This is a genomic window from Brevundimonas sp. ALps5 (genome assembly GCF_058681645.1).
Map to the genome: position 1 here is coordinate 2403942 of NZ_CM178744.1, position 23597 is coordinate 2427538.

At 69.1% G+C, this 23597-nt stretch carries 25 protein-coding genes; 18 read left to right on the plus strand and 7 right to left on the minus strand.

What is annotated here, in order from left to right; genetic code table 11:
• Window positions 1-9 precede the first annotated feature (9 nt).
• A complete protein-coding gene (locus ACW172_RS11625) occupies window positions 10-999 on the minus strand; it encodes a hypothetical protein (RefSeq protein ID WP_492031599.1) in 990 nt (329 codons plus the stop codon).
• 79 nt (window positions 1000-1078) lie between these two features.
• Window positions 1079-1678, minus strand: coding sequence for a GNAT family N-acetyltransferase (locus ACW172_RS11630; protein ID WP_492031600.1), 600 nt, complete (start codon window positions 1676-1678; stop codon window positions 1079-1081).
• A 193-nt stretch (window positions 1679-1871) separates the two neighbouring features.
• On the opposite strand from ACW172_RS11630, the gene ACW172_RS11635 reads away from it, so the two are divergent.
• Together ACW172_RS11635 and ACW172_RS11640 are read left to right on the plus strand one after the other, a co-directional pair.
• Window positions 1872-2660, plus strand: coding sequence for an isocitrate lyase/PEP mutase family protein (locus ACW172_RS11635; RefSeq protein WP_492031601.1), 789 nt, complete (start codon window positions 1872-1874; stop codon window positions 2658-2660).
• Entirely contained in the window at window positions 2660-3190 is a 531-nt protein-coding gene (locus tag ACW172_RS11640; protein WP_492031602.1) for a methylated-DNA--[protein]-cysteine S-methyltransferase, read from the plus strand. The genes ACW172_RS11635 and ACW172_RS11640 overlap by 1 nt, the downstream gene beginning before the upstream one ends.
• On the opposite strand, the gene ACW172_RS11645 is transcribed toward ACW172_RS11640, so the two are convergent.
• Window positions 3187-3564, minus strand: a complete 378-nt coding sequence (locus tag ACW172_RS11645) for a winged helix-turn-helix transcriptional regulator (RefSeq protein WP_492031603.1) — start codon at window positions 3562-3564, stop codon at window positions 3187-3189. The two genes, ACW172_RS11640 and ACW172_RS11645, sit on opposite strands and share 4 nt — an antisense overlap.
• A gap of 108 nt (window positions 3565-3672) precedes the next feature.
• Here ACW172_RS11645 and acuI point away from each other — a divergent pair, with 108 nt between their 5' ends.
• Complete coding sequence (gene acuI / locus ACW172_RS11650) at window positions 3673-4671, plus strand: acrylyl-CoA reductase (NADPH) (protein WP_492031604.1); 999 nt, start codon at window positions 3673-3675, stop codon at window positions 4669-4671.
• A gap of 18 nt (window positions 4672-4689) precedes the next feature.
• Here acuI and ACW172_RS11655 read toward each other — a convergent pair whose 3' ends face one another.
• Window positions 4690-7395, minus strand: a complete 2706-nt coding sequence (locus ACW172_RS11655) for a M14 family metallopeptidase (RefSeq protein ID WP_492031605.1) — start codon at window positions 7393-7395, stop codon at window positions 4690-4692.
• A 142-nt stretch (window positions 7396-7537) separates the two neighbouring features.
• Between ACW172_RS11655 and ACW172_RS11660 the strand changes: the two genes are divergently transcribed.
• The 9 genes from ACW172_RS11660 (at window position 7538) to ACW172_RS11700 (ending at window position 14766) form a co-directional block, all read left to right on the plus strand.
• Window positions 7538-8224 (plus strand): hypothetical protein, encoded by a 687-nt coding sequence (locus tag ACW172_RS11660; RefSeq protein WP_492031606.1) that lies wholly within the window; start codon window positions 7538-7540, stop codon window positions 8222-8224.
• Window positions 8217-8933: a hypothetical protein gene (locus ACW172_RS11665; protein WP_492031607.1), complete on the plus strand. Its 717-nt coding sequence runs from the start codon at window positions 8217-8219 to the stop codon at window positions 8931-8933. The genes ACW172_RS11660 and ACW172_RS11665 overlap by 8 nt, the downstream gene beginning before the upstream one ends.
• Window positions 8926-9135 (plus strand): helix-turn-helix transcriptional regulator, encoded by a 210-nt coding sequence (locus tag ACW172_RS11670; protein ID WP_492031608.1) that lies wholly within the window; start codon window positions 8926-8928, stop codon window positions 9133-9135. Before ACW172_RS11665 ends, ACW172_RS11670 begins: the two co-directional genes overlap by 8 nt.
• A 91-nt stretch (window positions 9136-9226) precedes the next feature.
• Window positions 9227-9973 (plus strand): helix-turn-helix transcriptional regulator, encoded by a 747-nt coding sequence (locus ACW172_RS11675; RefSeq protein ID WP_492031609.1) that lies wholly within the window; start codon window positions 9227-9229, stop codon window positions 9971-9973.
• A gap of 338 nt (window positions 9974-10311) precedes the next feature.
• Window positions 10312-10641 carry a PadR family transcriptional regulator gene (locus ACW172_RS11680; protein WP_492031610.1) on the plus strand — a complete coding sequence of 110 codons (330 nt, stop codon included), beginning with the start codon at window positions 10312-10314 and terminating at the stop codon, window positions 10639-10641.
• Between the two features lie 26 nt (window positions 10642-10667).
• Window positions 10668-11810, plus strand: coding sequence for an HAAS signaling domain-containing protein (locus tag ACW172_RS11685; RefSeq protein ID WP_492031611.1), 1143 nt, complete (start codon window positions 10668-10670; stop codon window positions 11808-11810).
• A gap of 64 nt (window positions 11811-11874) precedes the next feature.
• On the plus strand, window positions 11875-12990 hold the full coding sequence (locus ACW172_RS11690; RefSeq protein WP_492031612.1) for a bifunctional transcriptional activator/DNA repair enzyme AdaA: 1116 nt from the start codon (window positions 11875-11877) through the stop codon (window positions 12988-12990).
• Window positions 12971-13510 (plus strand): methylated-DNA--[protein]-cysteine S-methyltransferase, encoded by a 540-nt coding sequence (locus ACW172_RS11695; RefSeq protein ID WP_492031613.1) that lies wholly within the window; start codon window positions 12971-12973, stop codon window positions 13508-13510. Before ACW172_RS11690 ends, ACW172_RS11695 begins: the two co-directional genes overlap by 20 nt.
• 59 nt (window positions 13511-13569) lie before the next feature.
• Window positions 13570-14766 (plus strand): GAF domain-containing sensor histidine kinase, encoded by a 1197-nt coding sequence (locus tag ACW172_RS11700; protein WP_492031614.1) that lies wholly within the window; start codon window positions 13570-13572, stop codon window positions 14764-14766.
• 10 nt (window positions 14767-14776) lie between these two features.
• On the opposite strand, the gene ACW172_RS11705 is transcribed toward ACW172_RS11700, so the two are convergent.
• Window positions 14777-15508, minus strand: coding sequence for a LamG domain-containing protein (locus tag ACW172_RS11705; RefSeq protein ID WP_492031615.1), 732 nt, complete (start codon window positions 15506-15508; stop codon window positions 14777-14779).
• Between the two features lie 4 nt (window positions 15509-15512).
• Entirely contained in the window at window positions 15513-17027 is a 1515-nt protein-coding gene (gene ilvA, locus ACW172_RS11710) for a threonine ammonia-lyase, biosynthetic (RefSeq protein ID WP_492031616.1), read from the minus strand.
• A gap of 276 nt (window positions 17028-17303) precedes the next feature.
• On the opposite strand from ilvA, the gene nadA reads away from it, so the two are divergent.
• The 4 genes from nadA to ACW172_RS11730 all read left to right on the plus strand — a co-directional run bounded on the left by nadA (window position 17304) and on the right by ACW172_RS11730 (window position 21105).
• The gene (gene nadA, locus ACW172_RS11715) at window positions 17304-18383 is read left to right on the plus strand and encodes a quinolinate synthase NadA (RefSeq protein ID WP_492031617.1); all 1080 of its coding nucleotides are present in this window, start codon (window positions 17304-17306) and stop codon (window positions 18381-18383) included.
• Between the two features lies 1 nt (window position 18384).
• Entirely contained in the window at window positions 18385-19938 is a 1554-nt protein-coding gene (locus tag ACW172_RS11720) for an L-aspartate oxidase (RefSeq protein ID WP_492031618.1), read from the plus strand.
• Between the two features lie 4 nt (window positions 19939-19942).
• On the plus strand, window positions 19943-20800 hold the full coding sequence (gene nadC / locus ACW172_RS11725) for a carboxylating nicotinate-nucleotide diphosphorylase (protein WP_492031619.1): 858 nt from the start codon (window positions 19943-19945) through the stop codon (window positions 20798-20800).
• A gap of 86 nt (window positions 20801-20886) precedes the next feature.
• Window positions 20887-21105, plus strand: a complete 219-nt coding sequence (locus tag ACW172_RS11730; RefSeq protein WP_492031620.1) for a hypothetical protein — start codon at window positions 20887-20889, stop codon at window positions 21103-21105.
• 7 nt (window positions 21106-21112) lie between these two features.
• Here ACW172_RS11730 and ACW172_RS11735 read toward each other — a convergent pair whose 3' ends face one another.
• Entirely contained in the window at window positions 21113-22261 is a 1149-nt protein-coding gene (locus tag ACW172_RS11735; RefSeq protein ID WP_492031621.1) for a cell wall hydrolase, read from the minus strand.
• Window positions 22262-22714: 453 nt separating this feature from the next.
• Here ACW172_RS11735 and ACW172_RS11740 point away from each other — a divergent pair, with 453 nt between their 5' ends.
• A complete protein-coding gene (locus tag ACW172_RS11740; protein WP_492031622.1) occupies window positions 22715-22900 on the plus strand; it encodes a hypothetical protein in 186 nt (61 codons plus the stop codon).
• Between the two features lie 293 nt (window positions 22901-23193).
• Window positions 23194-23556: a DUF6481 family protein gene (locus ACW172_RS11745; RefSeq protein WP_492031623.1), complete on the plus strand. Its 363-nt coding sequence runs from the start codon at window positions 23194-23196 to the stop codon at window positions 23554-23556.
• Window positions 23557-23597: the final 41 nt, after the last annotated feature.

Consider the following 23597-nt stretch of genomic DNA (forward strand, 5'->3'; position numbering starts at 1 on the left):
GCTGGGGCCCTAGCGGCGCGTGCTGACGCGGGCGCGGGTCTCCAGTTCACCGATACGGCGCAGCAGATAGTCACGGTCGTCGGCCGAGGGGCTGGTGCGGCTGTAGGCGGCTTCCAGGCGGATGAGGTCGCCGTATTCGACACGGATGTCGGCGGCTTCGGTGCGGCTGATCGAGCCGGAGCGTTCGCCCGCCGAGACGGCGGCGTCGATGTTGGCCAGGCGGGTGCGGTTGTCGAGGACGGGCTGGTAGCCGCCGCCCGGGTAGCCCGAGGTCGGGCCGTCGCCGAGACGGGCGTCCAGTGCATCGAGCCTGGCGTCCAGATCGGCCTGCTCGCGGGCGTCGATGCCGTTGCGGGCATAGGAGGCCTCGGTCTGGATCAGGGCCTGATAGTCGGTGCGCAGGCTGGTCGCCTGGGTGCGGGTGATGCGACGGGCGGTGACGGCCGCGTTGATGCGGGCCTCGAAGTCGGCGCGGCCATCGGCGACCGAGGTGTTCGAGCCATAGCCGCCACCGGTGTTGGGATAGCCGGTCCCGGTGTTGTCGACGACGTTCAGCCGCTGGGTGAAGGCCTGATACTGGGCGTTCAGGTCGGCGCGCTCCTGGGTGGTGAAGCGGCCGTCCGAGCCGTAGCGGGCCTCGAGCTGGACCAGGGCGTTGTAGTCGGTGCGCAGGCGGTCGGCGCTGCTGCTCGACCGGGTTCCGGCGCGAACGTCGGCGGTCAGCTGGGTTTCGAACTGGGCGCGGCCGGTTTCCAGCGGGCGACGGTTGGCCAGCCACTGCGGATCGAGATTGGAGTTGATGCCGAACAGGGCGCCGACGACGCTGCCGAGATTGGGCTGCTGGGTCTGCCCGTAAGACGTCTGGCCGTAGGGCGTCGTCTGGCCGTAGGGCGTCTGGGCGTGAGCGTTGGTGGTGATCGCCATGGCGGCCGCCGCGATCCCGATCAGGGCGGGCGCGATCAGGTCGCGCGAGGTGACGGTGGTCTTGATCGAACGCATGGCTCAGTCTCCGAACGGGCCGGCCCCGGGCCCCTGAGCCGACAGAACGACGGCGGGGCGGATCGGTTGCCGAAGAGGTTCAGCTCGGCTTCCACACGCACCAGATCGGGGTCGAGCCCACCTCGCCTTCGCCACGGAGTTCAAAGCCGTTGCGATAGTAGAACTCCAGACTGTCGGGATTGGTGGTGTCCAGATAGACGCCGTGCGAGCGCTCGTCCCTGCGCGCAGCCTCGCAGAAAGTTTCGAGCAACCGCTTGCCGGCGCCCTGGCCCTGGAGCGACGGGTGTACGCCGATGACGCCCAGATAGGCGTGAGCCTCGGGGGGCTGAAAAGCGTCGCAGATCCGTTCATAGGCGGCGAGACGGTCGGCGAGCGGCGGCGCACCGGCTTCGAACAGGCGCCATTCCTCGATCAGAGCCGCGGGCCAGATCGGTCGGGAGGCGTCGTAGCCCATCGCAGCGCCCAGCACCTCGCCGTCCCGGTGAACAACGAACGCCGGCATGTTCAGCGCCAGTCGAGCCCGCAGAAGGATGGAGAAGAAGGTCAGGACGCCAGCGCGGAGGCCCTCGGGGTGGTCTCCGAACAGCCAGGCCATCAACGGGTCTCGGGCGAAGGTGTCGCCCAGCATGGCGACGGCGGCCTCGACGTCGTCGGAACGCGCGGGTCTGACTTCGAACATGGCGGCGCCTGCTGGCGGTTGGGACGGCGCAGTAAGGCCGGGAGAGCGCAGACTTGGCAACACACGGCACGCCGAAATCCGCCCGCAGGCGCGGGCGCCCTGGAAAATGTCAGCATCTCCCGTTCGCGTCCGAAAACCGCGAGACCGCGATGCGTGCGGGACGCTAGGGTCGGCGAAAACCGGGAGACCCGTCATGACCCAATTCCGCGACCTGCATGCCTCGGGCCTGCTGATCCTGCCCAATGCCTGGGATGCGGCCAGCGCCGTGGTGGCGCGAGCGGCGGGGGCGAAGGCGGTGGCGACGACCAGCGCGGGCGTGGCCTGGGCGCTGGGCTGGCCGGACGGGGCGGAAGGGGAGGCGGCGCCGCCCGAGGGCGAGCTGCTGGCGGCGCTGGCGCGGATCGTGCGGGTGGCGGGCGTGCCGGTCAGCGCCGACTGCGAGGCGGGCTTTTCCGACGATCCGGCCGAGGCGGCGGGCTTCATCCGCCGGGTGGTCGAGACGGGCGCCCAGGGCATCAATATCGAGGACGGGGCCGGGCCGGCGGAACTGCTGGCCGAGAAGATCGCGGCCATCCGGGCGGTGGTGGGACCCGACCTGTTCATCAATGCCCGCTGCGACCTGTGGCTGAGAGGGATCGGGCCGGTCGAAGGGCGGCTGGAAGAGGCGGCGCGGCGCACGGCCCTGTTCCGTGAAGCGGGCGCCGACGGTCTGTTCATGCCGGGCGTAACGGACGAGCCGACCATCCGTGAACTGGTCGGGTTCGGCCTGCCGCTGAACCTGCTGGCGCGGGCGGCCCTGCCGGGGGCGGCGGCGTTGGAGGCCATGGGGGTGCGCAGGCTCAGCGCCGGGTCGAACATGTCGGCGGCGGCCTATGGGACCGCCGACCGGCTGACGCGGGCGTTTCTGGCCGACGGACTGTCGGGGCCCCAGGTCGAGGCGGCGATGGACTATGGGGCGTTGAACGCCCTGATGAGCCGCTGATGAGCCTGACCTTCTATCGCGCCGTGATCGACAGCCCGATCCAGCCCCTGGCCATCGCCTTCGACGCGGCCGGAGCGCTGCGGGCGCTGAGCTTCGATGGGAAGGGCGACAGCGTGGCGGCAACGATGGCGCGCGAATATCCGCGCGCAGACCTGATCGAGGCGCCGGTTCCGGCGACGATGGCCGAGGCGTTCGTGGCCTATTTCGCCGGCGATCGGTCGGCGCTGGAGCGGATCCCGTGGTCGCTGGACGGGGCGACCGGGGAGGGCGGGTTTCAGGCGCGGGTCTGGGTCGAACTGACGAACATCCCGCCGGGCCAGACGATCAGCTATGGCGAGATGGCCAAGCGGGCCGGCGGTTCGGGGCCGGAGGCCGCGCGCGCCGCCGGGGTGGCCCTGAACCGAAATCCGATCGCCCTGGTGCTGGCCTGCCACCGGGTGGTCGGGGCCGACGGGGCCATGACCGGCTTCGGCGGCGGGCTGGAGCGCAAGACCTGGCTGTTGCGCCACGAGGGCGCGCTGCTGCTCTAGGCGGCGTCGGCTTCGGCCGCGCAGTAGCCCTGCGAAACCGGGATGCCGTGGTCGCGCTGATAGGCCATGCCCCATTCGCGCAGGGTCAGCAGGATGGGCTTCAGGCTGCGACCATAGTCGGTCAGTTCGTATTCGACGCGCGGCGGCACCTGCGGGAAGACATGGCGGGCGACAAGGCCGTCGGCCTCCAGTTCGCGCAACTGCAGGGTCAGCATCCGCTGGGTCGCATTGGGAATGCGGCGGGTCAGTTGCATGAAGCGCAGCCGCTTCTCCAGAAGGTGGAACAGGATCAAGGGTTTCCACACCCCGCCGATGACCGACAGGGTCACTTCGACAGCGCATCCGCTCTTCGCGTCCAGCCGTTTGGGTCGCATCTTTATACGTCCATAAATGTAAGTACCGGTGATGATTGTGCCTTCTTGCGATCATCGGCGCACCGACCGATCTGGGCCTCATCGACACTCCAGACAAGGACCGGACCGATGAGCGAACAGGCGAATTTCAAGGCGCTGCTGACCACGAAGGGGGAGGGCGGACTGCAGACGGCGGTCGTCGATTTTCCGACGTCGGACCTGATGGCGGGCGATGTCACCGTCGCGGTCGAGTGGTCGACCATCAACTACAAGGACGGGCTGGCGATCACGGGGCGGGCGCCGGTGATCGGGGTCTTTCCGCTGATTTCGGGCATCGATCTGGCAGGTGTGGTCGAGGCCTCGGAGGATGATCGGTTCAAGGTCGGCGACCGGGTTCTGGTCAACGGCTGGGCGCTGAGCCAGACGCATCATGGCGGCTATGCGCAGAAGGCCCGCGTGCCGGGCGACTGGCTGATCCCCGTGCCCGAGGCCTTCACCACGCGCGAGGCCATGGCCATCGGGACGGCCGGCTATACGGCCATGCTGTGTGTGCTGGCGCTGGAGCACGGCGGGCTGACGCCGGACAAGGGCGAGGTGCTGGTCACCGGCGCCAACGGCGGAGTCGGATCGATCGCCATCGCCCTGTTGTCGAAGCTCGGCTACCGCGTCGTCGCCTCGACCGGGCGGCTGGAAGAGGCTGACTATCTGAAGGCTCTGGGGGCGGCAGAGGTCATTGACCGCGCGACCGTGTCGGAGCCGGGCAAGCCGATCCAGGCCGAGCGCTGGGCCGGGGCGGTGGATTCGGTCGGCAGCCATACTCTGGCGAATGTTCTGGCCCAGACAAAATATCGGGGAACGGTCGCCGCCTGCGGTCTGGCCCAGGGCATGGACCTGCCGGGATCGGTCGCGCCCTTCATCCTGAGGAATGTGACCCTGGCCGGGATCGACAGCGTCAATGCGCCGCGCGAGGTCCGGCTGGAGGCCTGGCGGCGACTGGCGGCCGATCTGGATGTGACGAAGCTGGCGAGCACCATCACGGAGGTCGGTCTGGCCGAGGTCCCGGGCGTCGCGGCGGACATCCTGCAGGGCAGGGTGCGCGGCCGGACAGTGGTGGACGTAAACCGCTGAGGCCTTCCGGCCCGGCCCCTACCAGTTCGGACTGGCGTGGGCCGGGCCGCGGAAGACGGCGTTGGCGAAGATGACCTTCATCCCGTCCATATAGCCGCGGAAGGTCGGGTCCTGGGCGAAGCCGATGATCCAGCCCCGGCCAGAGGAAGCCGCCATGATCGCGGGCTTGAACGCCAGCTGGGCGCGGTTCTGGGCCCAGAGCTGGCCGGACATGAGCAGATCGTCGGCCGAGGCGAAGCGGGCGACATTGGTCCCTTCGCCGACCTTGAGCGGGGTGTAGATGTCGCCGCCCTGAACCAGCACGTTCAGCGACGGCGCGGTCCCGGCCGAGAGCCAGTGGTCGGGATCGACGTCGGCGCGGGCCAGGACGCCGGCGACCGAGGCCGGGCCGTGCTGGCTGTCGCCGACCTGCTTCTCATAGTCCGAGAGACTGGCGATCCGCTGGCCGTCGACCCGGGCCTTGTCGGAGGCGCCGGAACCGTCGCCGGCTTCGGCGGCGTTCTCGCGGCGCGAGGCCAGCATGTCGGATGCGGGGTCGGTCAGGAAGCGGGTCGCCGAGCCCAGGCCGATCAGGGTGCCGCCGTTGTCGACCCATTCCTTCAGATGTTTGGCGCCGCCCTCGCCGAGGACGCCCTTGTAGCCGCCGCCCTGGGGCAGGACGATCACCTGGAAGGCCGAGAGGTCGGCCGAGCCGAGGTTGGAGGTGCGGACCACGGTGACCGGATAGCCGAACTCGCGCTCCAGCACATAGCGGGTGGCGCCGACGGCGGTGGGGTCGGCCGGGTCGTCCCAGGCCAGGGCGATGCGCGGGGCGCGCAGGGCCACGGCGTCGCCCGAGCCGAAGCTGGGGCCGTCGGAGTTCCAGCTCTCGGCCGCGCCCACGACCTCGGCGCCGGTCATGGCCGCCCAGCCAGTCATCTTCGCGGTCAGGTCGGCGGCGTTGCCGGCGCGGGGAATGACCAGCGTCCCGGCGGGCCAGCGGCGACCGGCGTGGGTGAAGGGCTTGTCCATGGTGCGCATGGCCACGCCCTGACGCAGGGCCGAGGCCATCAGCTGGGTCGCGCCGAAGCCCGGCGCGACGAGGAAGCCGTAGGCGGCGTCGGCGTCGGCGATGCCCCGCGGCGTGGCCTTGTCGGTGGTGGCGGCCGTGACGCTGACGCTCGGCGCCGAAGCGCAGCGGTCGGCGGGCGTGTTGAACATCAGGGGCAGGGACCAGGCGGTGACGTCATAGATCTCGTCGCCCAGACCGCGCGCGCGACGGCGCTCCTGTTCGGCCAGGAAGTCGGCGGGGACGGCGACGTCCTTCGTCAGCAGCACCTCGGCCATGCGACGCTGGGGCTGGCTGAGGTTCACGACATAGGAGCCGGCCGGATAGGACTTGCCGCAGGCGGTGAAGCCGGCCTCGGCCTTGCCGACCTCGACGCCCGAGGCGACCAGCAGCCCGGCGAGGCGGTCGGCCTCACCCGGGTCCCAGCTGGAGCGCGACAGGACATAGGCGCCGCGTCCGCCGACGCCGTCGGCGCCGTAGGCGTAGAAGTTGTTGAGCAGCCGGTCGTGGTTCGTCGAGGCCGCCTCGATGGTCGAGAGGGAGGCGACGAAGTGGTTCCGGACGGTGTCACGGTAGGTCAGGATCTCGCCCGACGACCGGCGCGCCGCCAGACCCCGGGCCGAGCCCTGTTCATAGGTCATGGAGATGGCGCCGAGATAGCCCGGCCAGCCGTCGCCATAGCCCGGATAGAAGGCGTCATAGACCTGGCGGTTGAAGTAGGGGATGCCGTTCTGGTCGAAGCGACGGGCGGTGTTGCGGCCGATCAGTTCGCGGCTCTCCAGCGTCGCCGGATAGATCCACGGGTTCAGCGGCTGGGCCTCGGGCGGGAAGAAGAAGGTGTCGTCGGTGCCCATCTCATGGGCGTCGACCAGGACCTGCGGGCGCCAGTCGCGCACGGCGGCGGCCTGGCCGCGCGTCTCGGGCTGGGTCTGGATGAACCAGTCGCGGTTCAGGTCGAAGAGATCGTGGTTGTAACGGCCGCCGGGCCAGATCTGGTCACGCTCGGCCGAGAGGGGATCGGGGTTGGGCTCGGTGCCGAAGCCAGAGGCGTTGGAGTTCAGGAAGCGCTCGCGCCCGTCGGGGTTCTGGGTGGGCACGAAGACCACGACGGTGTTGGCCAGCCATTGTTGGACCGCCGGGTCGCGCGAGGCCAGCAGATGGCGGGCGGCGGCCATGGCGGCGTCGGCGGGGCTGATCTCGTCGCCGTGCACCGAATACATCAGCCAGACGATGACCGGCTGGTCGGCGATGATGGCGCGGGCGCGCTCGGGCGAGGTGACACGGGCGTCGGCGAGCGCCCGGGAGTTGGCCTTGATCTGGTCCAGGCGGGCGATGTTGGCGGCCGAGCCGACGGCGGCCCAGAACACCGGGCGGCCCTCGTGGGTGGTGGCGTAGTCGCCCATGGCGACGCGGTCGGGGGCGGCGGCGCGCAGGGCCTCGAAATAGCGGCGCACGTCGGCCGCGCGGCTGATCCGGGCGCCGCTGTCATAGCCCAGCACCTGGGCGACGGACGGGACGCTGGAATCGTAGTCGGCGCCGGGGATCAGCGGGACGGAGGCCGGAGCGGGCGCCGTCTGGATCGGGTGCGACAGGGCAGGGGCGGCGCCCAGGACGGTGGTGGTGGCGAGAACGGCGGCGAGGCCGGCCGGAACGAGACGGCGCGAGAAAGACGGCATGTGTGATGGGATCCCCGAAAGCGGAGCCACCCTAGCTTCGCCGCCGCGAAAGGGAAGCGGGCCTGGCTGGGTCACTTGACGGCGTGTAACCCATAGGTGATATATGTAACCCGAAGGTGACATCAGGCTCGGGAGCCGATCAATGATGGCGGACAACAGGAAAACAACGGAACGGACCAGCCGGGCGAAGTTCGTCCTGCTGGTGGCGCTGACGGCGGTCGGGGCGGCGATGTGCGCCTTCGGCTTCGCCTGGGGCGCGGACAAGAGCGGTGATGCGGCGACCACGGCCGGGGTGGTCGCAGGCATGGGCGCGGCCTTCGTGGCGGCGGGCGGAATCTGCGCCTGGTTCTACAGGCCCGGCGGTCCGCGCTGGCGCGTCGATCCGGCTGAGCCCGGCAGGCGCGACCGGCTGCAGGCCCAGAGGGCGCGGCAGCTGGCGATCTTCCCGGCCCTGTCGCTGCTGTTCCTCGCCCAGGCGGTCGGTGCGCTTGATCATGTGCTCGCGGGCGAGCACCGCTGGGTCGATTGTCTGAGACTGGCCGTACCGGTTCTCTATGCCTGGGTCACGGCCCTGTTGGTCATGGGCTGGGACGGCGCCTCGCTGAAGAACAAGCGCTTCCTCGAGGACGAACTGACCCAGTCGCTGCGGGCGCGGGCGATGACCGTGGCCTTCTTCGTCCTTCTGGCCGGCACGACCCTGTCGCTGGGTCTGGGCCTCTGGCGTCCGATCGTCGGAGTCCTGAGCCTGATCCTCGTCCTGGCGGCGGCGGGCGCGGCGGCGGGTCTACGCTTCGCCTGGCTGTTCCGCGAGGCTGGCCGCGATGAGTGATCGGATCACGGCTGAAGCGACCGACGAGGTCGATGTCCTGTTGCGGGTCGAACGTCGGCGTCAGGGGCATGAACGCTTCGGCGTCATGGCGATCGTCACCGGCATACTGACCGGCGGAGTGACGCTTACCCTCTCCAAGGTCGGATCGATTTCCGATGGCGGGGCCAGTGTCGGGTTCGCGATCGCCGCCGCGCTCGGCCTGCTCGGCGCCGCCGCGGCCCTGCTGTGGAGGAGGGGGCGGGCGGCGCGGCGTCTGGAGGGGCTGATCGGTCGCCGCGACCGGCTGCAGCGGGTGCGAAACGACCGCATCTACGCGGGTTCTATCACTGGATGGGGATTGGTAGCGGTCGGCCTGTCGCCCCTGTGGCGGATCGTTCAGGGGCAGGCCGACGGCGATGATTTCGGGATCGCGGCGGCAACGGCCCTGTCGCCCCTGTTCGTGATGATGAGTGTCGCGGGCTGGGAGGGCGTGGTCCAGTTGAACCGCCGCTGGTTGGAAGATGAGGTCACGCGTGACATTCGCCGGCGCGCCCTGTCGCTCGGGTTCATCGTGCTGATGACCGCGATGACCGCCCTGTTCGTGATCGCACTATGGGAGCGGGACTGGGTCGTCATGGGCTTTCCGGCGACCTTGATGTTGGCGGCCTCGGTGGCAGGTCTGCGCTTCGTCTGGCTGGACCAGCAGGCGGAGGGCGGCGACGGTGGGTGATCCGCGTCTGGGCTCCAGACTGAAGGCCGTGCGTACCGAGGCGGGACTGACCCAGGCCGAACTGGCCGACCGCGCCGGGGTGTCGAGGAAGACCATCAACACGGTCGAGAACGGGGTCTTCATCCCCTCGACCCTGCTGGCGCTCAGCCTGGCCAAGGCGCTCGGCACCACGGTCGAGGCCCTGTTCTATCTGACGGACTGACTGCGGGTGGGCGGAAAATACCCGTTTTTGTCATATCTGGAGCGTTGATCAACCTTCGGGTGTGGGTCAGGGTGAGGCGTGGGGATCAATCATGCCGAACAGAGACCTTTCGCTCGGGGACCATTTCGCCGGACTGCTGTCTGAACGCGATCCGGATCGGCGCTGGGGCGTCCTGACCCGAGGTCTGGCCCGGATGGGGCTGGACCAGGTCAACTACGCCTTTCTGGACATGGTGACCTATGACCGGATGGAGGCGCGGGGCGACCCGGCCATGTCGACCATGCGGTCGGACTGGATCGAGTACTACACCGAGCGGATGTACGACATGCACGATCCACTGGTCGGTCACGTCCGGGCGGCGCGGTACGATCCGGTGATTTTCGAAACCACGACCCACTACGGCCCGTCGCAGATCCTGAACGAGGCCGAGGAGGCCGGACTGGCGGGCGGCATACTGATCCCCTTGCCGGGCGCGCCCGGGACGCTGGGTCCGGGCGCGGGGATCGTCATGGGCTCGGGCATGGACCCGGCCGAGTGCCGGCGGCTTCTGGAGGAGCATGGGCCGCGGCTGGTGTCGCTGGCGCATCTGTTCCACGCCGGCGCGGTCGGGGAGATGATGCGGCGGCGCTATGGGGCGGCGAAGCTGACGGCGCGCGAAAAGGACTGTCTGCAGGCCGTCGCCCGGGGGCAGAGGGTCAGCGGCATCGCCCACGACATGGCCCTGGCCGAGGTCACCGTCGGTCTGCACCTGAAGAATGCGCGCTACAAACTGGGGGCGCGCAGCCTGCCCGAGGCCGTGGCCCGGGCCCTGCTGTTTCAGCAGATCGAGGTCGCCTGAGGTCTTCAGGCCAGGCTGGGCTGTTTCAAATCAGAGACGTCCTATGGATTTCCGCAGGTAGCCGCCGACAGGGCCCGGCCCTAGCGTGTTCGCACCCGACGGGACGGCTCCCAGATGTCGAATCGCCGGGCTCCGCGAGCCGTCCCGCCTGACCGTAGGGCGGCCCCGGAACGGGCGTCCCGCCTTCGCCCCACGGGGTCGGGACGCCCCCTTCGGCTCACCGAAATCCCCTGAAATGACCAGTCCATCATCCCGAACCCCAACGTTCGCTTGACTCGGTCACACAGTATGTCGCATACACTGTGTGTCACACACTATGTGGCGCCAAGGCAGACGCAATGACCCCTGATCCCGAACTGTTCGAAAGCATGAGGCTGGAGCTGCGGCGCGGGTCGCTGGTCCTGGCTGTGCTCGCTCGCCTGAGGGAGGAGCGCTACGGCTATACCCTGCGTCAGGCCCTGGCCGGGGACGGGCTGGAGATGGAGGAATCCACCCTCTATCCGCTGCTGCGCCGGCTGGAGAGCCAGGGGCTGCTGGTCTCCGAATGGCGCGAGGAGGAGAAGCGCAAGAAGCGCTTCTACCGCCTGTCGCCGATGGGCGAGGCCATGCTGGCCGCCCTGGCCGACGAATGGCGGGGCATCAACGCCTCGCTCGACAAGATTCTCTGACATTCACGCTTGAGGAGGGACACTCAATGACCCTGACGGAACGCTATCTGAAGGCTGTGGCGGCGCAGTTGCCCAAGGCCAGCCGCGAAGACATCGTCGCCGAGCTGCGCGACGTCCTCCAGACCCGGATGGAGGACCGCGAGGAAGAACTCGGCCGGCCCCTGACCGAGGCCGATGAGGAGGCTGTGCTGCGCGAGTTCGGCCATCCGCTGAGCGTCGCCGCCCGCTATGGCTCCGGGCCGCAACACATCGTCGGACCGGAGCTCTATCCCTGGTGGATGTTCGGGGTGAAGGTCGGGCTGATGGCCCTGATCTGCATCACCGTCATCGGGGCGATCGTGCGCGTCATCGTCGGCGACGAGGAGGTCGGCCGGGCGATCGGTCAGGCGTTCAACAGCGTCTTCACCGGCGGGATCACCATCATCGGCCTGGCCACCATCGCCGGCTTCGTCATCGAGCGACAGAAGGAGAAGCCGGCCTTCCTGCGCGACTGGCGGGTCAAGGATCTGGGCCTGTTCGAACTGGCGGGCATGGATGCCGACGCGGTGTCGCGGCAGTTGGCCGGGACGGTAGAGACCTCATCCCGGGATCGGCGCGGGCGTCGTCGCGGCCGCATGGCCCTGTCGCCGTCGGCCCGGGCGATGGGCAGCGCGGCGGCCTGGACGGTGCTGTTGCTGTGGTGGGCGGGTCTCCTGATGGTCACGCCGCTGCGGCCCGAGGACCTGTTCACCCTGGACGGGGCGACGATCGGCGGGGTCGATTATGCCGACATCTTCCGCCGCATCCTGAACCTGCTCTACTGGCCCGGCGTCGCCTATGCCGCCTGCCGCATCGCCTTCGACCTGATCCGGGCCGCCAATCCGGGTCAGGTGCGGTTCACGGCGCTGGGCGACCTGGCCTTCGGCGGGGTGCAGGCCTGGCTGTTCGGCTGGCTGTGGGCCGCCTCGCCCCTGTCGCCGGTGATCCACGTCGAGAGCGTTCAAGCCTTCGTCGAGCGGATCCGTGCGGCCTTCGAGGGTGGCTGGTGGAGCCTGTCGACCGTGCTGATGGCCTGTGTGGTGTTCGGTCTGGTGCAGGCCCTGTTCAGGATGTCGGGCGCCCTGTGGCGGCTGATCACGGGCCAGCTGATGCCCTATGACCGTCGCCGTTGGAACGAGGCCGCCGTCTAGGCCTTCTCAGGCAAATGCCCGAAAACCGCGAGACATGGGGGCCGCCCGCCCCCATGTTGTCGTCATGGAAAACGCTCACGCAGAACTGGATCAGGACGCCTGCTACCGCGCCGCGGTGACGCGGGACGTGCGGTTCGACGGGCGCTTCTTCGGCGGGGTGACCTCGACGGGCATCTACTGTCGGCCCGTCTGTCCGGCGCGCACGCCCAGGCGCGAGAACATGATCTTCTATCCCACGGCGGCGGCGGCCGAGGAGGCGGGCTTTCGCGCCTGCCTGCGCTGTCGACCCGAGACGGCCCCCGACATGGGCGCCTGGCGCGGGACCTCGAATACGGTCAGCCGCGCGCTGAGCCTGATCGAGGCGGGCGCGCTGGATGAGGGCGACGTCGATACGTTGGCCGGGCGGCTGGGGGTCGGCGAGCGACAGCTCCGCCGGCTGTTCCGCCAGCATCTGGGCGCGGCGCCGGTCAGCGTGGCCCAGACCCGGCGCGTGCTGCTGGCCAAGGCCCTGATCCACGAGACCGACCTGACCATGGCCGAGGTGGCGCTGGGGTCCGGTTTCGGCAGCGTGAGGCGGTTCAACGAGACCTTCCAGTCCCTGTACGGGCGGCCGCCGTCGGCCCTGAGGCGCCGGAAGGAACGGCCGGGCGAGGGCGGGGTGCGGCTGCACCTGTCTTATCGGCCTCCCTATGACTGGGAGGCCATGCTGGCGGCGCTGCGCGCGCGCGGCGACGCGGTCGAGGACCGGGTCTGGTCGCGGGTGTTGGACGCCGTCGTCGACGGAGCCGAGGGTCGGGTGTCGGTGACGCCGGACAAGCCTTGTCGGGTAGAGGTCCGGGTCGAGGCGTCGGACCTCCGGGCGCTTCCGGGCGTTCTGGCCCGGGTGCGGCGGGTGTTCGACCTGTCGGCGGATCCGGAGGCCATCGGCCGCGACCTGTCGGCGGATGCGGCCCTGAAGTTGCGGGTCGAGGCGCGGCCCGGGCTGAGGCTGCCGGGCGACTGGATCGACGCGGGAAGCGAGCCGCCCAACGACCGGCTTCCGGAAGATTTCGACGCGCGGCTGATCGGCCGGGCGGATCATTGGCGGCCCTGGCGGGCCTATGGCGCGCTCCACCTGCGGACGGCGGGGATCGGGGCGGCCGAACTGAAGGAGACGGACCATGGCCTCGAAGCGGCCTGAACCCCTGAAGCTGACGCTCGACCGGATCGAGACCCCCGTCGGAACCGTGCTGCTGGTCGTCGATCCGGAAGGCTGCGTGCGGGCGCTGGATTTCGCCGGCTATGAAGACCGGATGCACCGGCTGCTGCGTCGTCACTATGGCGACGCTCCGTTGGCGGATGGTCGCGCGCCGGAAGCGGTGCGCGACGCGGTCGCGGCCTATTTCGCCGGGAACCACAAGGCGCTCGACGGGCTGACGGTGAAGACGGCGGGCACAGACTTCCAGCGCTCGGTATGGGCCGCGCTGCGGGACATTCCGGCGGGCGAGACCCGCACCTACGGCCAGCTGGCCGCGGCGATCGGCAAGCCGAAGGCGGTGCGGGCGGCGGGGCTGGCCAACGGCCAGAATCCGGTCGCGGTCATCGTGCCCTGCCACCGGGTGATCGGGGCGAACGGGACCCTGACCGGCTATGCGGGCGGGCTGGAGCGCAAGCGCTGGCTGCTCGACCACGAACGGCCTGTGCCGAAACAGCCGTTTTAACCGACGCGCGGTTAAGCTACACAGACTACATGGTTTTTTCTGATCCGACCTCGAAGGGCGTGACAGACATCGATCGCGACATCGCGGCGGTGGCGGGCATCGCGGCGGTCGAAAATATCCTCGACGTCGTCTGCCGCATCACCGGCATGGGCTTCGCGGCCGTCGCGCGGGTGACTGAAACGCACTGGACGGCCTGCGCTGTGCGCGACGAGATCGGGTTCGGGCTGCCGGTCGGCGGGGAACTGCCGCTCAAGACCACCCTGTGCGACGAGATCCGCGACAGCCGTGAACCCATCGTGTTCGACGACGCCCAGGCCGACCCGGCCTATCGCGATCATCACACGCCTCGGACCTATGGCTTGCGCGGCTATATCTCCTTCCCCATCGTCCGCGCCAACGGCGAGATGTTCGGCACCCTGTGCGCCATCGATCCCAACCCGCATGTCGTCGACACGCCCCACACCCGGTCGATGTTCAAACTGTTCGCCGAACTGATCGCCATCCATCTGGACGCCGGGGACCAACTGGCCGCCTCAGAGGCCGCTCTGATTGATGCTGGCGAGGCGGCGGTGCTGCGCGATCAGTTCATCGCCGTCCTCGGTCACGACCTGCGCAATCCGCTGGCGGCGATCCAGGCGGGCGCGACCTTGTTGAAGACCACCCCGTTGAATGACCGGGCCCGGCTGATCGTCAGTCAGATGGAAGCCAGCGGTCACCGGATGGAACGGCTGATCGCCGACGTCCTGGACTTCGCGCGGGGGCGGCTGGGTGGCGGCGTTCCGCTGGCGCGTCAGGCCGAGGCCCGGGTGCATGACGTTATCGAACAGGTGGTGCAGGAACTGCGCAGCGCCTGGCCCGACAGCACCATCATCACCGATATCCGGGTGGACCGGCCGGTCGCCTGCGATCCCGACCGGGTGGGGCAATTGTTGTCCAACCTGTTGGCCAACGCCCTGACCCATGGCGCGGCTGACGGCGTGGTGCATGTTCACGCCCTGTGCGAGGGCGAGTTCTTCGAACTGTCGGTCACCAACTCGGGCGACCCGATCCCGGACCACGCCCTGCCGCATCTGTTCAAGCCCTTCCACCGTCCGAAGAATGATGAGCCGCAGGCCGGGCTTGGGCTTGGGCTCTACATCGCCTCACAGATCGCCAAGGGGCACGCCGGATCGCTGGATGCGGAATCGACGGCGGAACGCACGCGATTTCGCTTCGTGATGCCCGTCTGGGCTTCGGTCGAGGGTGAGGCCTCGTAGCCTCAAGCCTTCAGGCGAACGGGTTGCTGAACCGGTCGGGCGTCAGGGCCTCGGCGTGGAAGCGGGCCTCGCGGACAGCGCCGTTGAAGTAGTTGCGCCTGTTGAAGCGGCAGCCGACCGAGGACTTGCCCGGGCCCTGTGGCTTGAAGGCCAGCGGGCCCTCGGCCTGGACCACGCCGTTGACGAAGCTGCGGTAGGTGGTCCCGTCGAATGTCTGGGCGACATGGAACCATTGGCCGACGGGGAAGCGTTTGGCCGGATCGATCAGGGTCAGGTTGTAGCCCTCGCCCTTGGTGAAGGCGTCCAGATACCATTCGTTCTCGACCACCCGGATCTCGAACAGGAAGCGGGTGCCGATGGGCGTCGAGCCGTCCGCCGGGATCGGCTCGTCGACCGCGAGGTGGAACCAGCGCTGCTCGAAGGCGCCGCCGTCCGGACGGAACAGGGCCTCGAAGGTGAAATGCCCGGCGCCGGCCAGCGGGTGGTTGTCGATGAACAGGGCGTCGTCGACGCCGTCGAACTTGACGGCCTGACCCCAGGGGCTGTCGGTCAGGACGGGCGCGCCCTCGATATGGGTCGGATGGCCGCCGATGTCCGCGAGTTTATCGAAGGTCCAGACCTGACCCGTCGCCGCGTCGCGCGGACGGGCGGAGAGCGGCGTCGCACAGGCGGAAGTCGTGGCGAGCAGGGGCGCGGCGGCGGCCGCGAGGATCAGGTCGCGGCGGGTCGTATCGGTCCGCATCAGGTCACACTCCGTCGAGGAACAGACGACTGGCCGGGTTGTCGGTCTCGTCGACGTAGGGATAACCCAATCCGTCGAGCGCCGCGACCAGGGCCTCGCGCTCGCCCGGCTGGACCGAGACGCCCGCCAGAACCCGGCCGACGTCGTCGCCGTGGTTGCGGTAGTGGAACAGGGTCAGGGCCCAGGCGGGCTGCAGGCTGTTGAGGAAGCGCAGGAAGGCGCCGGGGCGTTCGGGGAATTGGAAGCGCAGGATGCGTTCGTCGCCCAGACCTGTGGCGCGGCCGCCGACCATATAGCGGACGTGCAGCTTGGCGGTCTCGTTCTCGCTCATGTCCTCGACCGAATAGCCGTCAGCGCGCAGGGCCGCGATCAGGGCGTCCTTCTCGGCCGCGCCGTCCTTCAGCCCGACACCGACGAAGAAGTGGGCCGCGCCGGTATTGCTCCAACGGTAGTTGAACTCGGTCACCGAGCGGCCGTCCAGCGAGCCGAGGAAGCGGCGATAGGCGTCGCGGTCGTCGGGCAGGGCGACGGCCAGCAGGGCTTCGGCGCCCTCGCCGATCTCGGCCCGTTCGGCGACGTGACGCAGCCGGTCGAAATTGAGATTGGCGCCCGAGTTGATGGCCACGAGGGCGCCCGATCCGGGATTGGCGGCGGCCCAGACCTTGAGGCCCGCCAGCGCCAGGGCGCCTGCCGGCTCGGCGACGGCGCGGACGTCGTCAAAGATGTCCTTCACCGCCGCGCAGATGGCGTCGGTGTCGACGAGGACGATGTCGTCCAGCAGGTCCTTGCACAGTTCGAACGTCAGGTCCCCGGCGCGACGCACCGCCACCCCGTCGGCGAACAGCCCGACCTGATCCAGCGTCACGACGTGACCTGCGCTGATCGATGCATGCATGGTCGGGGCGTCGACCGGCTCGACCCCGATGATCTTCGTTTCCGGCCGCAGGAAGCGGACGATGGCCGCGACCCCGGCCGCCAGGCCGCCGCCGCCGATGGGGACGAAGACGGCGTCGATCGTGTCGGGATGCTGGCGCAGGATCTCCAGCCCGACCGTGCCCTGTCCTGCGATGACGTCGGGATCGTCGAAGGGGTGGACGAAGGTGGCGCCGGTCTTCGCCTCGATCTCGCGGGCATGGGCATAGGCGTCGTCGAAGCCGTCGCCGTGCAGCACCACCTCGCCGCCGCGCGCACGCACGGCCGCGACCTTGATGCCCGGGGTGGTCACCGGCATGACGATGGTCGACTTGGCGCCTCGCGTGGCGGCGGCCAGGGCCACACCTTGCGCGTGGTTGCCGGCCGAGGCGCAGATGACGCCGCGCGACAGCTCGGCCTCCGACAGATTGGCGATACGGTTGTAGGCGCCGCGGATCTTGAACGAGAAGACCGGCTGCAGGTCCTCGCGCTTCAGGAAGACCGGGCGGTCGAGGCGCCGCGACAGCCGGGTCAGGGCGTCGAGGGCGGTTTCTTCGGCCACGTCATAGACCCGGGCGGTCAGGATGCGGCGGATGGTGTCTTGCACGAACGTCTCGGAAAATCAGCGAGGTGAGAAAGGAAGCTGTCGTCTAGGCTGCCGTCGATGCGGGGTCGAGCATTAATGCGCCGCTTTTACGGTCGTGTGCGAGCGAGCGTTTGCCCCTGAGGCAGAGAGTTTTGCTTTTTCGGCGTGAAGGAAAACCCGTCGCGATCCGGCGCATTTACGCTTGCGCCCCACGAAGATCGGCCTACATTGAATGCACATATGTTCAAGTTGAGCATAAGTCGGGGCGATCGAGAACGCCCATCAGGAGGACCCGCGATGGCGGATGGAATGTTCGGTCTTTCGGAGCGCACGGCGCGCGAGACGGCCCCGGTCTGGGAGAAGGTCAAGGACCACGTCACCCCGATCGAATGGCCGGCCCAGGCGGAGCTGATCGTCGAGATCAACCGTCTGAAGAAGGAGCGCGACGCCGTCATCCTGGCCCACAACTACATGACGCCCGAGATCTTCCACGGCGTCGGCGACTATGTCGGCGACAGCCTGGGTCTGGCCAAGGAGGCCGCGCGGTCGAACGCGAAGGTGATCGTCCAGGCCGGCGTCCACTTCATGGCCGAGACCTCGAAGATCCTGTCGCCGGACAAGACCGTCCTGATCCCGGACCTGAAGGCCGGCTGTTCGCTGGCCGAGGCCATCACGGGCGAGGATGTTCGGCTGATCAAGCAGCGCTACCCCGGCCTGCCGGTGGTCACCTATGTCAATACGACCGCCGATGTGAAGGCCGAGACCGACATCTGCTGCACCTCGGCCAACGCCGTGCAGGTGGTGGAGTGGGCGGCCAGGGAATGGGGCGTCGACAAGGTCATCCTGATCCCCGACGAGTTCCTGGCGCGCAACGTCGCGGCCCAGACCAATGTCGGCATCATCGCCTGGAAGGGCCGCTGCATCGTGCATGAGCGCTTCACCGGGGCCGACATCGCCGAGATGCGCGCGGCCTATCCGGGCGCCGAAATCCTCGCCCACCCCGAATGCCCCGAGGACGTCCTGTCGGCCGCCGACTTCGCCGGATCGACCGCAGCGATGACCGACTATGTGATGGCGAAGAAGCCCAGGCAGGTGGTGCTGATCACCGAATGCTCGATGGCGTCGAACATCAAGGGCGACGTGCCCGAGGTGAACTTCATCGGCCCGTGCAACATGTGCCCCTACATGAAGCGCATCACCCTGGAGAACATCCGCGACTGCCTGCGCGACATGAAGTTCGAGGTGACCGTCGAGCCGGAGATGATCGAGAAGGCCGCGCTCGCCGTGCAGCGGATGATCGACCTGCCGCCGCCGCCGATCCCGGCGCGCTATGACCTTGTGAAGGCCAAACACCACGTCGCGGTGGAGCTGATCTGAGGTGGCCCGGATCATTTCGAGTGGGGTCGGCGCGAGAGAGCGCCTCCGGCACGACGGCCCGCTGATCATCGGCGGCGGTCTGGCCGGCCTGTCGGCGGCGCTGGAAGCCGCGCCGGCCAAGGTGCTGGTGGTCTCGCCCGCGCCCCTGCTCCAGTCCGCCTCGAGCGCCTGGGCGCAAGGGGGCGTCGCGGCGGCCCTGTCGGCGAAGGACGCCCCGGCCCTGCACCTGAAGGACACCGAGGCGGCGGGCGCAGGTCTGGTCAATCACCATGCGGCCGAGGTCCTGACAGATGACGGCCGCGCGACGGTCGAATGGCTGGCGTCTCTGGGCGCGCCGTTCGACCGCGAGGCCGACGGCGGCTTCGCCGTCTCGCGCGAGGCGGCCCATTCGATGGCCCGGGTGGCCCGGGTCGGCGGCGACGGCGCGGGCAGGGCGATCCTGTCGGCGCTGGTGGCCGCCGTGCGAGCGGCGGAGCATGTCACGGTCTGGGAAGACGGGCGTCTGCGCGGCCTGTTGCAGGACGAGACCGGCCGGGTGGTCGGGGCCCTGATCGAGCGGCACGGCGCCGAAATGGTCGAGGTTCTGGCGTCGGCCGTGGTGCTGGCGACCGGCGGGGCGGGCGGCCTGTATGGCGCGACGACGACGCCCGCGGCCCTGCTCGGAGAGGGGTTGGCCCTGGCCTACAAGGCCGGCGCCGAGGTGCTCGACCCGGAGTTCATGCAGTTCCATCCGACGGCCATCGACGTCGGCCTCGATCCCATGCCCCTGGCCACCGAGGCCCTGCGCGGCGAGGGGGCGCGGCTGATCGACAGGGATGGCGTCTTCATCCTGGGTCCGGCGGACGACGCCGATCTGGCCCCACGCGACGTGGTGGCGCGGGCGGTGCACCGGGCGCGGGCCGAGGGGCACGGCGCGTTCCTCGACGCCACGAAGGCCATCGGTGAGCATTTCCCGAAGGAGTTTCCGGCGGTCTTCGCGTCGTGCATGGCGGCGGGGCTGGACCCGCGCATCACTCCCGTCCCGGTGGCCCCGGCGGCCCACTACTATATGGGCGGGATCACCGCCGATCCGGACGGGCGCACGACTTTGCCGGGCCTGTTCGCGGTCGGGGAGTGCGCGGCGACGGGGGTGCACGGCGCCAACCGTCTGGCCTCCAACTCCCTGCTGGAAGCGGCAGCCTTCGGGCGCCGCACCGGCCGGTCGGCGGCGGCTGAAGCCGCTACGGGCGGCGAGCCTGTGACGACGGTCGGGCCGGTCAGTCACATGACGCCCGAGGCCCTGCTTGAGCTGCGTCAGGGACTGAGCCGGGATGCGGGCGTGATCCGCGACGCAGGCGGCCTGACCCGTCTGCTGGGGCTGATCGGGCGGCTGGAGGACGAACAGGGCGAGGCCCTGCCTCTGGTCACGGCGCGGCTAATCGCCGAGGCGGCGCTGGCGCGGCATGAGAGCCGGGGCGGGCATTTCCGTTCGGATTATCCGCTGACACGGGACAAGGCCGAACACACCCGGGTGCGGCTGACGCCCGCGGGCGTGGTCATGATGGCGGCGGAATAGGCTCATGCGACAACTGCCGGACATCATGATCGATGCGATCGTGCGCGCGACCCTGGCCGAGGATCTGGGCCGGGCGGGCGACGTGACGGCCCAGGCCTGTATTCCCGACGGCGCCCGGATGCGGGCCGTGGTCGGGGCGCGGAAGCCGGGCGTGCTGGCGGGCATCGACTGCGTGCGGTTGGCGGTGCTGGCCATGGACCCGAAGGCTTCGGTCGGGATCCGGGTACGCGACGGCGAGGCCTTCGTAGCGGGCGCGGTATTGGCCGAAATCGAGGGCGACGCCCGGGCCTTGCTGTCGGCCGAGCGCACGGCGCTGAACCTGCTGGGCCGGTTGTGCGGGGTCGCCACCCTGACCCGTGACTATGTGCGGGCGGTCGAAGGCACGGGCGCCCGCATCGCGGATACGCGCAAGACCACCCCGGGCCTGAGGGCGCTGGAGAAACACGCCGTCGTCTGCGGCGGCGGGATCAATCACCGCTTTGGTCTGGATGACGCCATCCTGATCAAGGACAACCACGTCGCCGTCTGCGGCGGTGTGGAGCCTGCCGTGCGCCGCGCCCGTGAGATGGCGGGACACCTGATGAAGATTGAGCTGGAGGTCGACGGTCTGGCGCAACTGGACGAGGCGCTTTCGCTGATCGATCAAGGCGTCGGGCCGGACGTGGTCATGCTCGACAACTTCAGCCTCGACGACCTGAGGACCGCCGTGGCGCGCACCGGTGGTCGGGTCACGCTGGAAGCCTCGGGCGGGGTCAATCTGACGACCGTCCGGGCCATCGCCGAGACCGGGGTGGATGTGATTTCGGTCGGCGCCCTGACCCATTCGGCGGCGGCGCTGGACGTCGGTCTGGACGCGATCTGAGGGTTTGCCCTGATCCCGAAAAGCGGCGTTCCGGAACAGCCTCGAGTCCCGGGGGTTTAACTCCCTGAGAGATCAAGGAGGTCTTCATGAGCAAGCCGCTGAAAATCCCCAAGGAGCAACGCAGCTTCGCCGCCGCCGGCAATCTGCCCGCAGACGAACTGAAGATGTCGTCGGACCGACGCGATGTCCTGACCGGCGCACAGTCGGGCCAGCCGGGTGACGCCGACGTCAACCTCGGCGAACAGGGCCGTTACGGCAATCTGAAGCAGAACCTGACCACCCACTGGCGGGTGCAGGAACGCTAGACCTCTATCAGGCTTGCGGCGTGGCGACCGAGGCGGACGCGGCCGTGGTCGCCGGCGACGCGGGACGTTCGGCCGGCGTAATGCGCGGTGCGGGCGTGGCGGCCGGGGCCGGCGCGGGAGAAGAAGCCGCGGCCGCCGGGGCTGTGGGGCGGGCTTCCGGGGCGTGCGGAGTCTCGCCGCGCGTGATGGCTTCCTGGGCAAGGACCATGGTGTAGGCTACAGCCTGACCGGCCTGACGCACCGGGACGGTCGGGTCGAGACCGGCCTGGATCAACTGCGGACGCTCATCCGAGGGACGGGCGGCGTAGCTGAAGGCGGCGTTGGAGCCCGAACGGCCGCCGAAACGATAGAACAGGTGGTGGCCGACCTGGCTGACCTGAATCAGGGCGCCGCGCCAGCCGGGCGAGACGCCTGTGGTGTGGAAATGGGTCGCGGTCCCGACCTGGGCGTAGACGGCGCCGGACAGGGCCTTGGACGCCACGTCGCGGGCGCGGTTCCAGGCGATCGGGTTGACGCGGGCGCGCATCGAACCGTCGCAGGTGAAGCTGAACTGGCAGCCCGAGCGCAGGCCGGCGCCCTGGAAGACCACGCCGCAGACGCTCTTGGGGAAGGCGGGGTGGCGGACGCGGTTCAGGACCACCTGGGCCACCGCCTGCATGCCGTCGCGGCCTTCGCCGCGTGCTTCGTAGTAGGCGGCCTGGGTCAGGCATTCGAGATCGCGAGAGGCGTCCAGGGCGTTGCCCATGCGGAACGGACGAGCAGGGTCGCTGGCCAGGCTGATGCGGCGCAGGGCCTTGTCGGCGGGTTCGCCACGCAGCTGTTCAAGGCGAGCGGTCATCAACTCGGCCTGACGGTCACGCTGGGCGCCGCCGGCGACCGTATAAGGGTCGTGGCGCCGGGCGATGGCCAGGGCGCTTTCGTCCAGCCCGCCGGCGGCCGCCGACAGGGCCTCTTCGGTGAAGCCCGCCGCCGTGGCGCCTTCCAGCCGTTCCGCCTGCGCGCGCAGGGTCGTCGCCTTGGCCACCGTGCCGCCCATATAGGCGCAACCGATGGCCAGTCCGACCAGCCCACCGAACATCGCGGCCGCCGTCGCGGGCCGGATGCGGGCCACGTGATCGGCAGGCGTGTTCGCACGCGTCTGCGCGGAATGGAACAAAGGCGTAGTCCTGTTCAGCAGGGCGAGAAACGCAGCCCCCGGGGTCGTCTTCGCAAACCGAAGCGGCCCTCTTCGGGGTCATCGCGTCGACTGCGGAAATCGACGATCAGCGAACGGCCGGTCGTCGAGGTCGGGCCTTAAGCCATCCATTTATGGCGTCAATGTGTTTGATTCGCAAGCGAGGGGTGCGGTGCAGCAATTTGGCGCGGCTCAGAGGCATTCGCGCGTCGCGTGTGCGATTTTACCATATATCCGTTTCAGTCTGGATGATGGTTACTGTATTGCGTCTTCACTAATCAACTGAGCGATGATGATCCGTTTGTGACATAAACTGAACGTCGCGAATTCTGTTGTCTTCAGCGAGGCGTTGAAAGTGTGGACAACTTTCCGGCCTGAATCACGGAACCGCGTCCGTTAAGCGGGCGTTAAGCGTGACCATTCCGGAGCTTACGCATGACCCGCATCCTGACCGCCGCCGTCCTGACCGCCTCCGCCCTGGCCCTTTGCGCCTGCGGTCACACCATCGAACAAAAGGCCGCGACCGGCGCCGTCGCCGGGGCCGTGGTCGCCGGACCGGTCGGGGCCGCCGTCGGCGGCGCGGCCGGGACCGCGATCGGCCAGGCCCAGAAGCCGCACTGATCGCAAGTCGTCGAGCTGGGCCCGTCGAGCTGGGCCCGCCGAGGTGGGGCGGGCTGGATTTTTGCGGTCGCGTCCCTATATCGGCTGTTGTCGCAGGGGCGCCATCCGCGACGGATCGGCGTCATCTGCGTTTTGGCACAACGGCGAACCTTGCTTTTCGGCTCGGATTCCGCTTTGTCCCACCCGCCTCGGCTCGCCTTAGTTTCGGCGGAGCCCCTCCCTAAGAGACGCGACGCTGTCACCCGGCGACGCCGCGTGACCTGAACCCGTCTGAAGGACAACCGACCCTACGCATGCGAGATCTGAAACAAACCGGCTTCAACGACCGTATCTCCGCCCAGCAGGACGCCAAGAAGGCGCTGCTCGCCAAGTTCAAGCCCAAGGCCGCCGCCCCCGACCCCGAGTTCGAAAAGCTGGCTGAAAAGCGCGCCGCCGAGAAGGAGGCCCTGCGTCAGCAGCACGAGCTCGCCAAGGCCGAGGTGCGTCGCGAGAAGGCCGAGAAGGAAGCCGCCCGTCTGGCCGAGGAAATGGCCAGCCAGGAGGCCATCGACGCCGAGAAGCGCGCCGCCCGCAAGGAGCGCAAGCAGCTTTCCAAGGAAGAGCAGAAGGCCGCGCGGGACGCCCGCTACGCCGCCCGCAAGGCGCGTCAGCGCTAAGGGCTCTCTTCATTGAAGACCACGACGCCGGCGAGGGATCC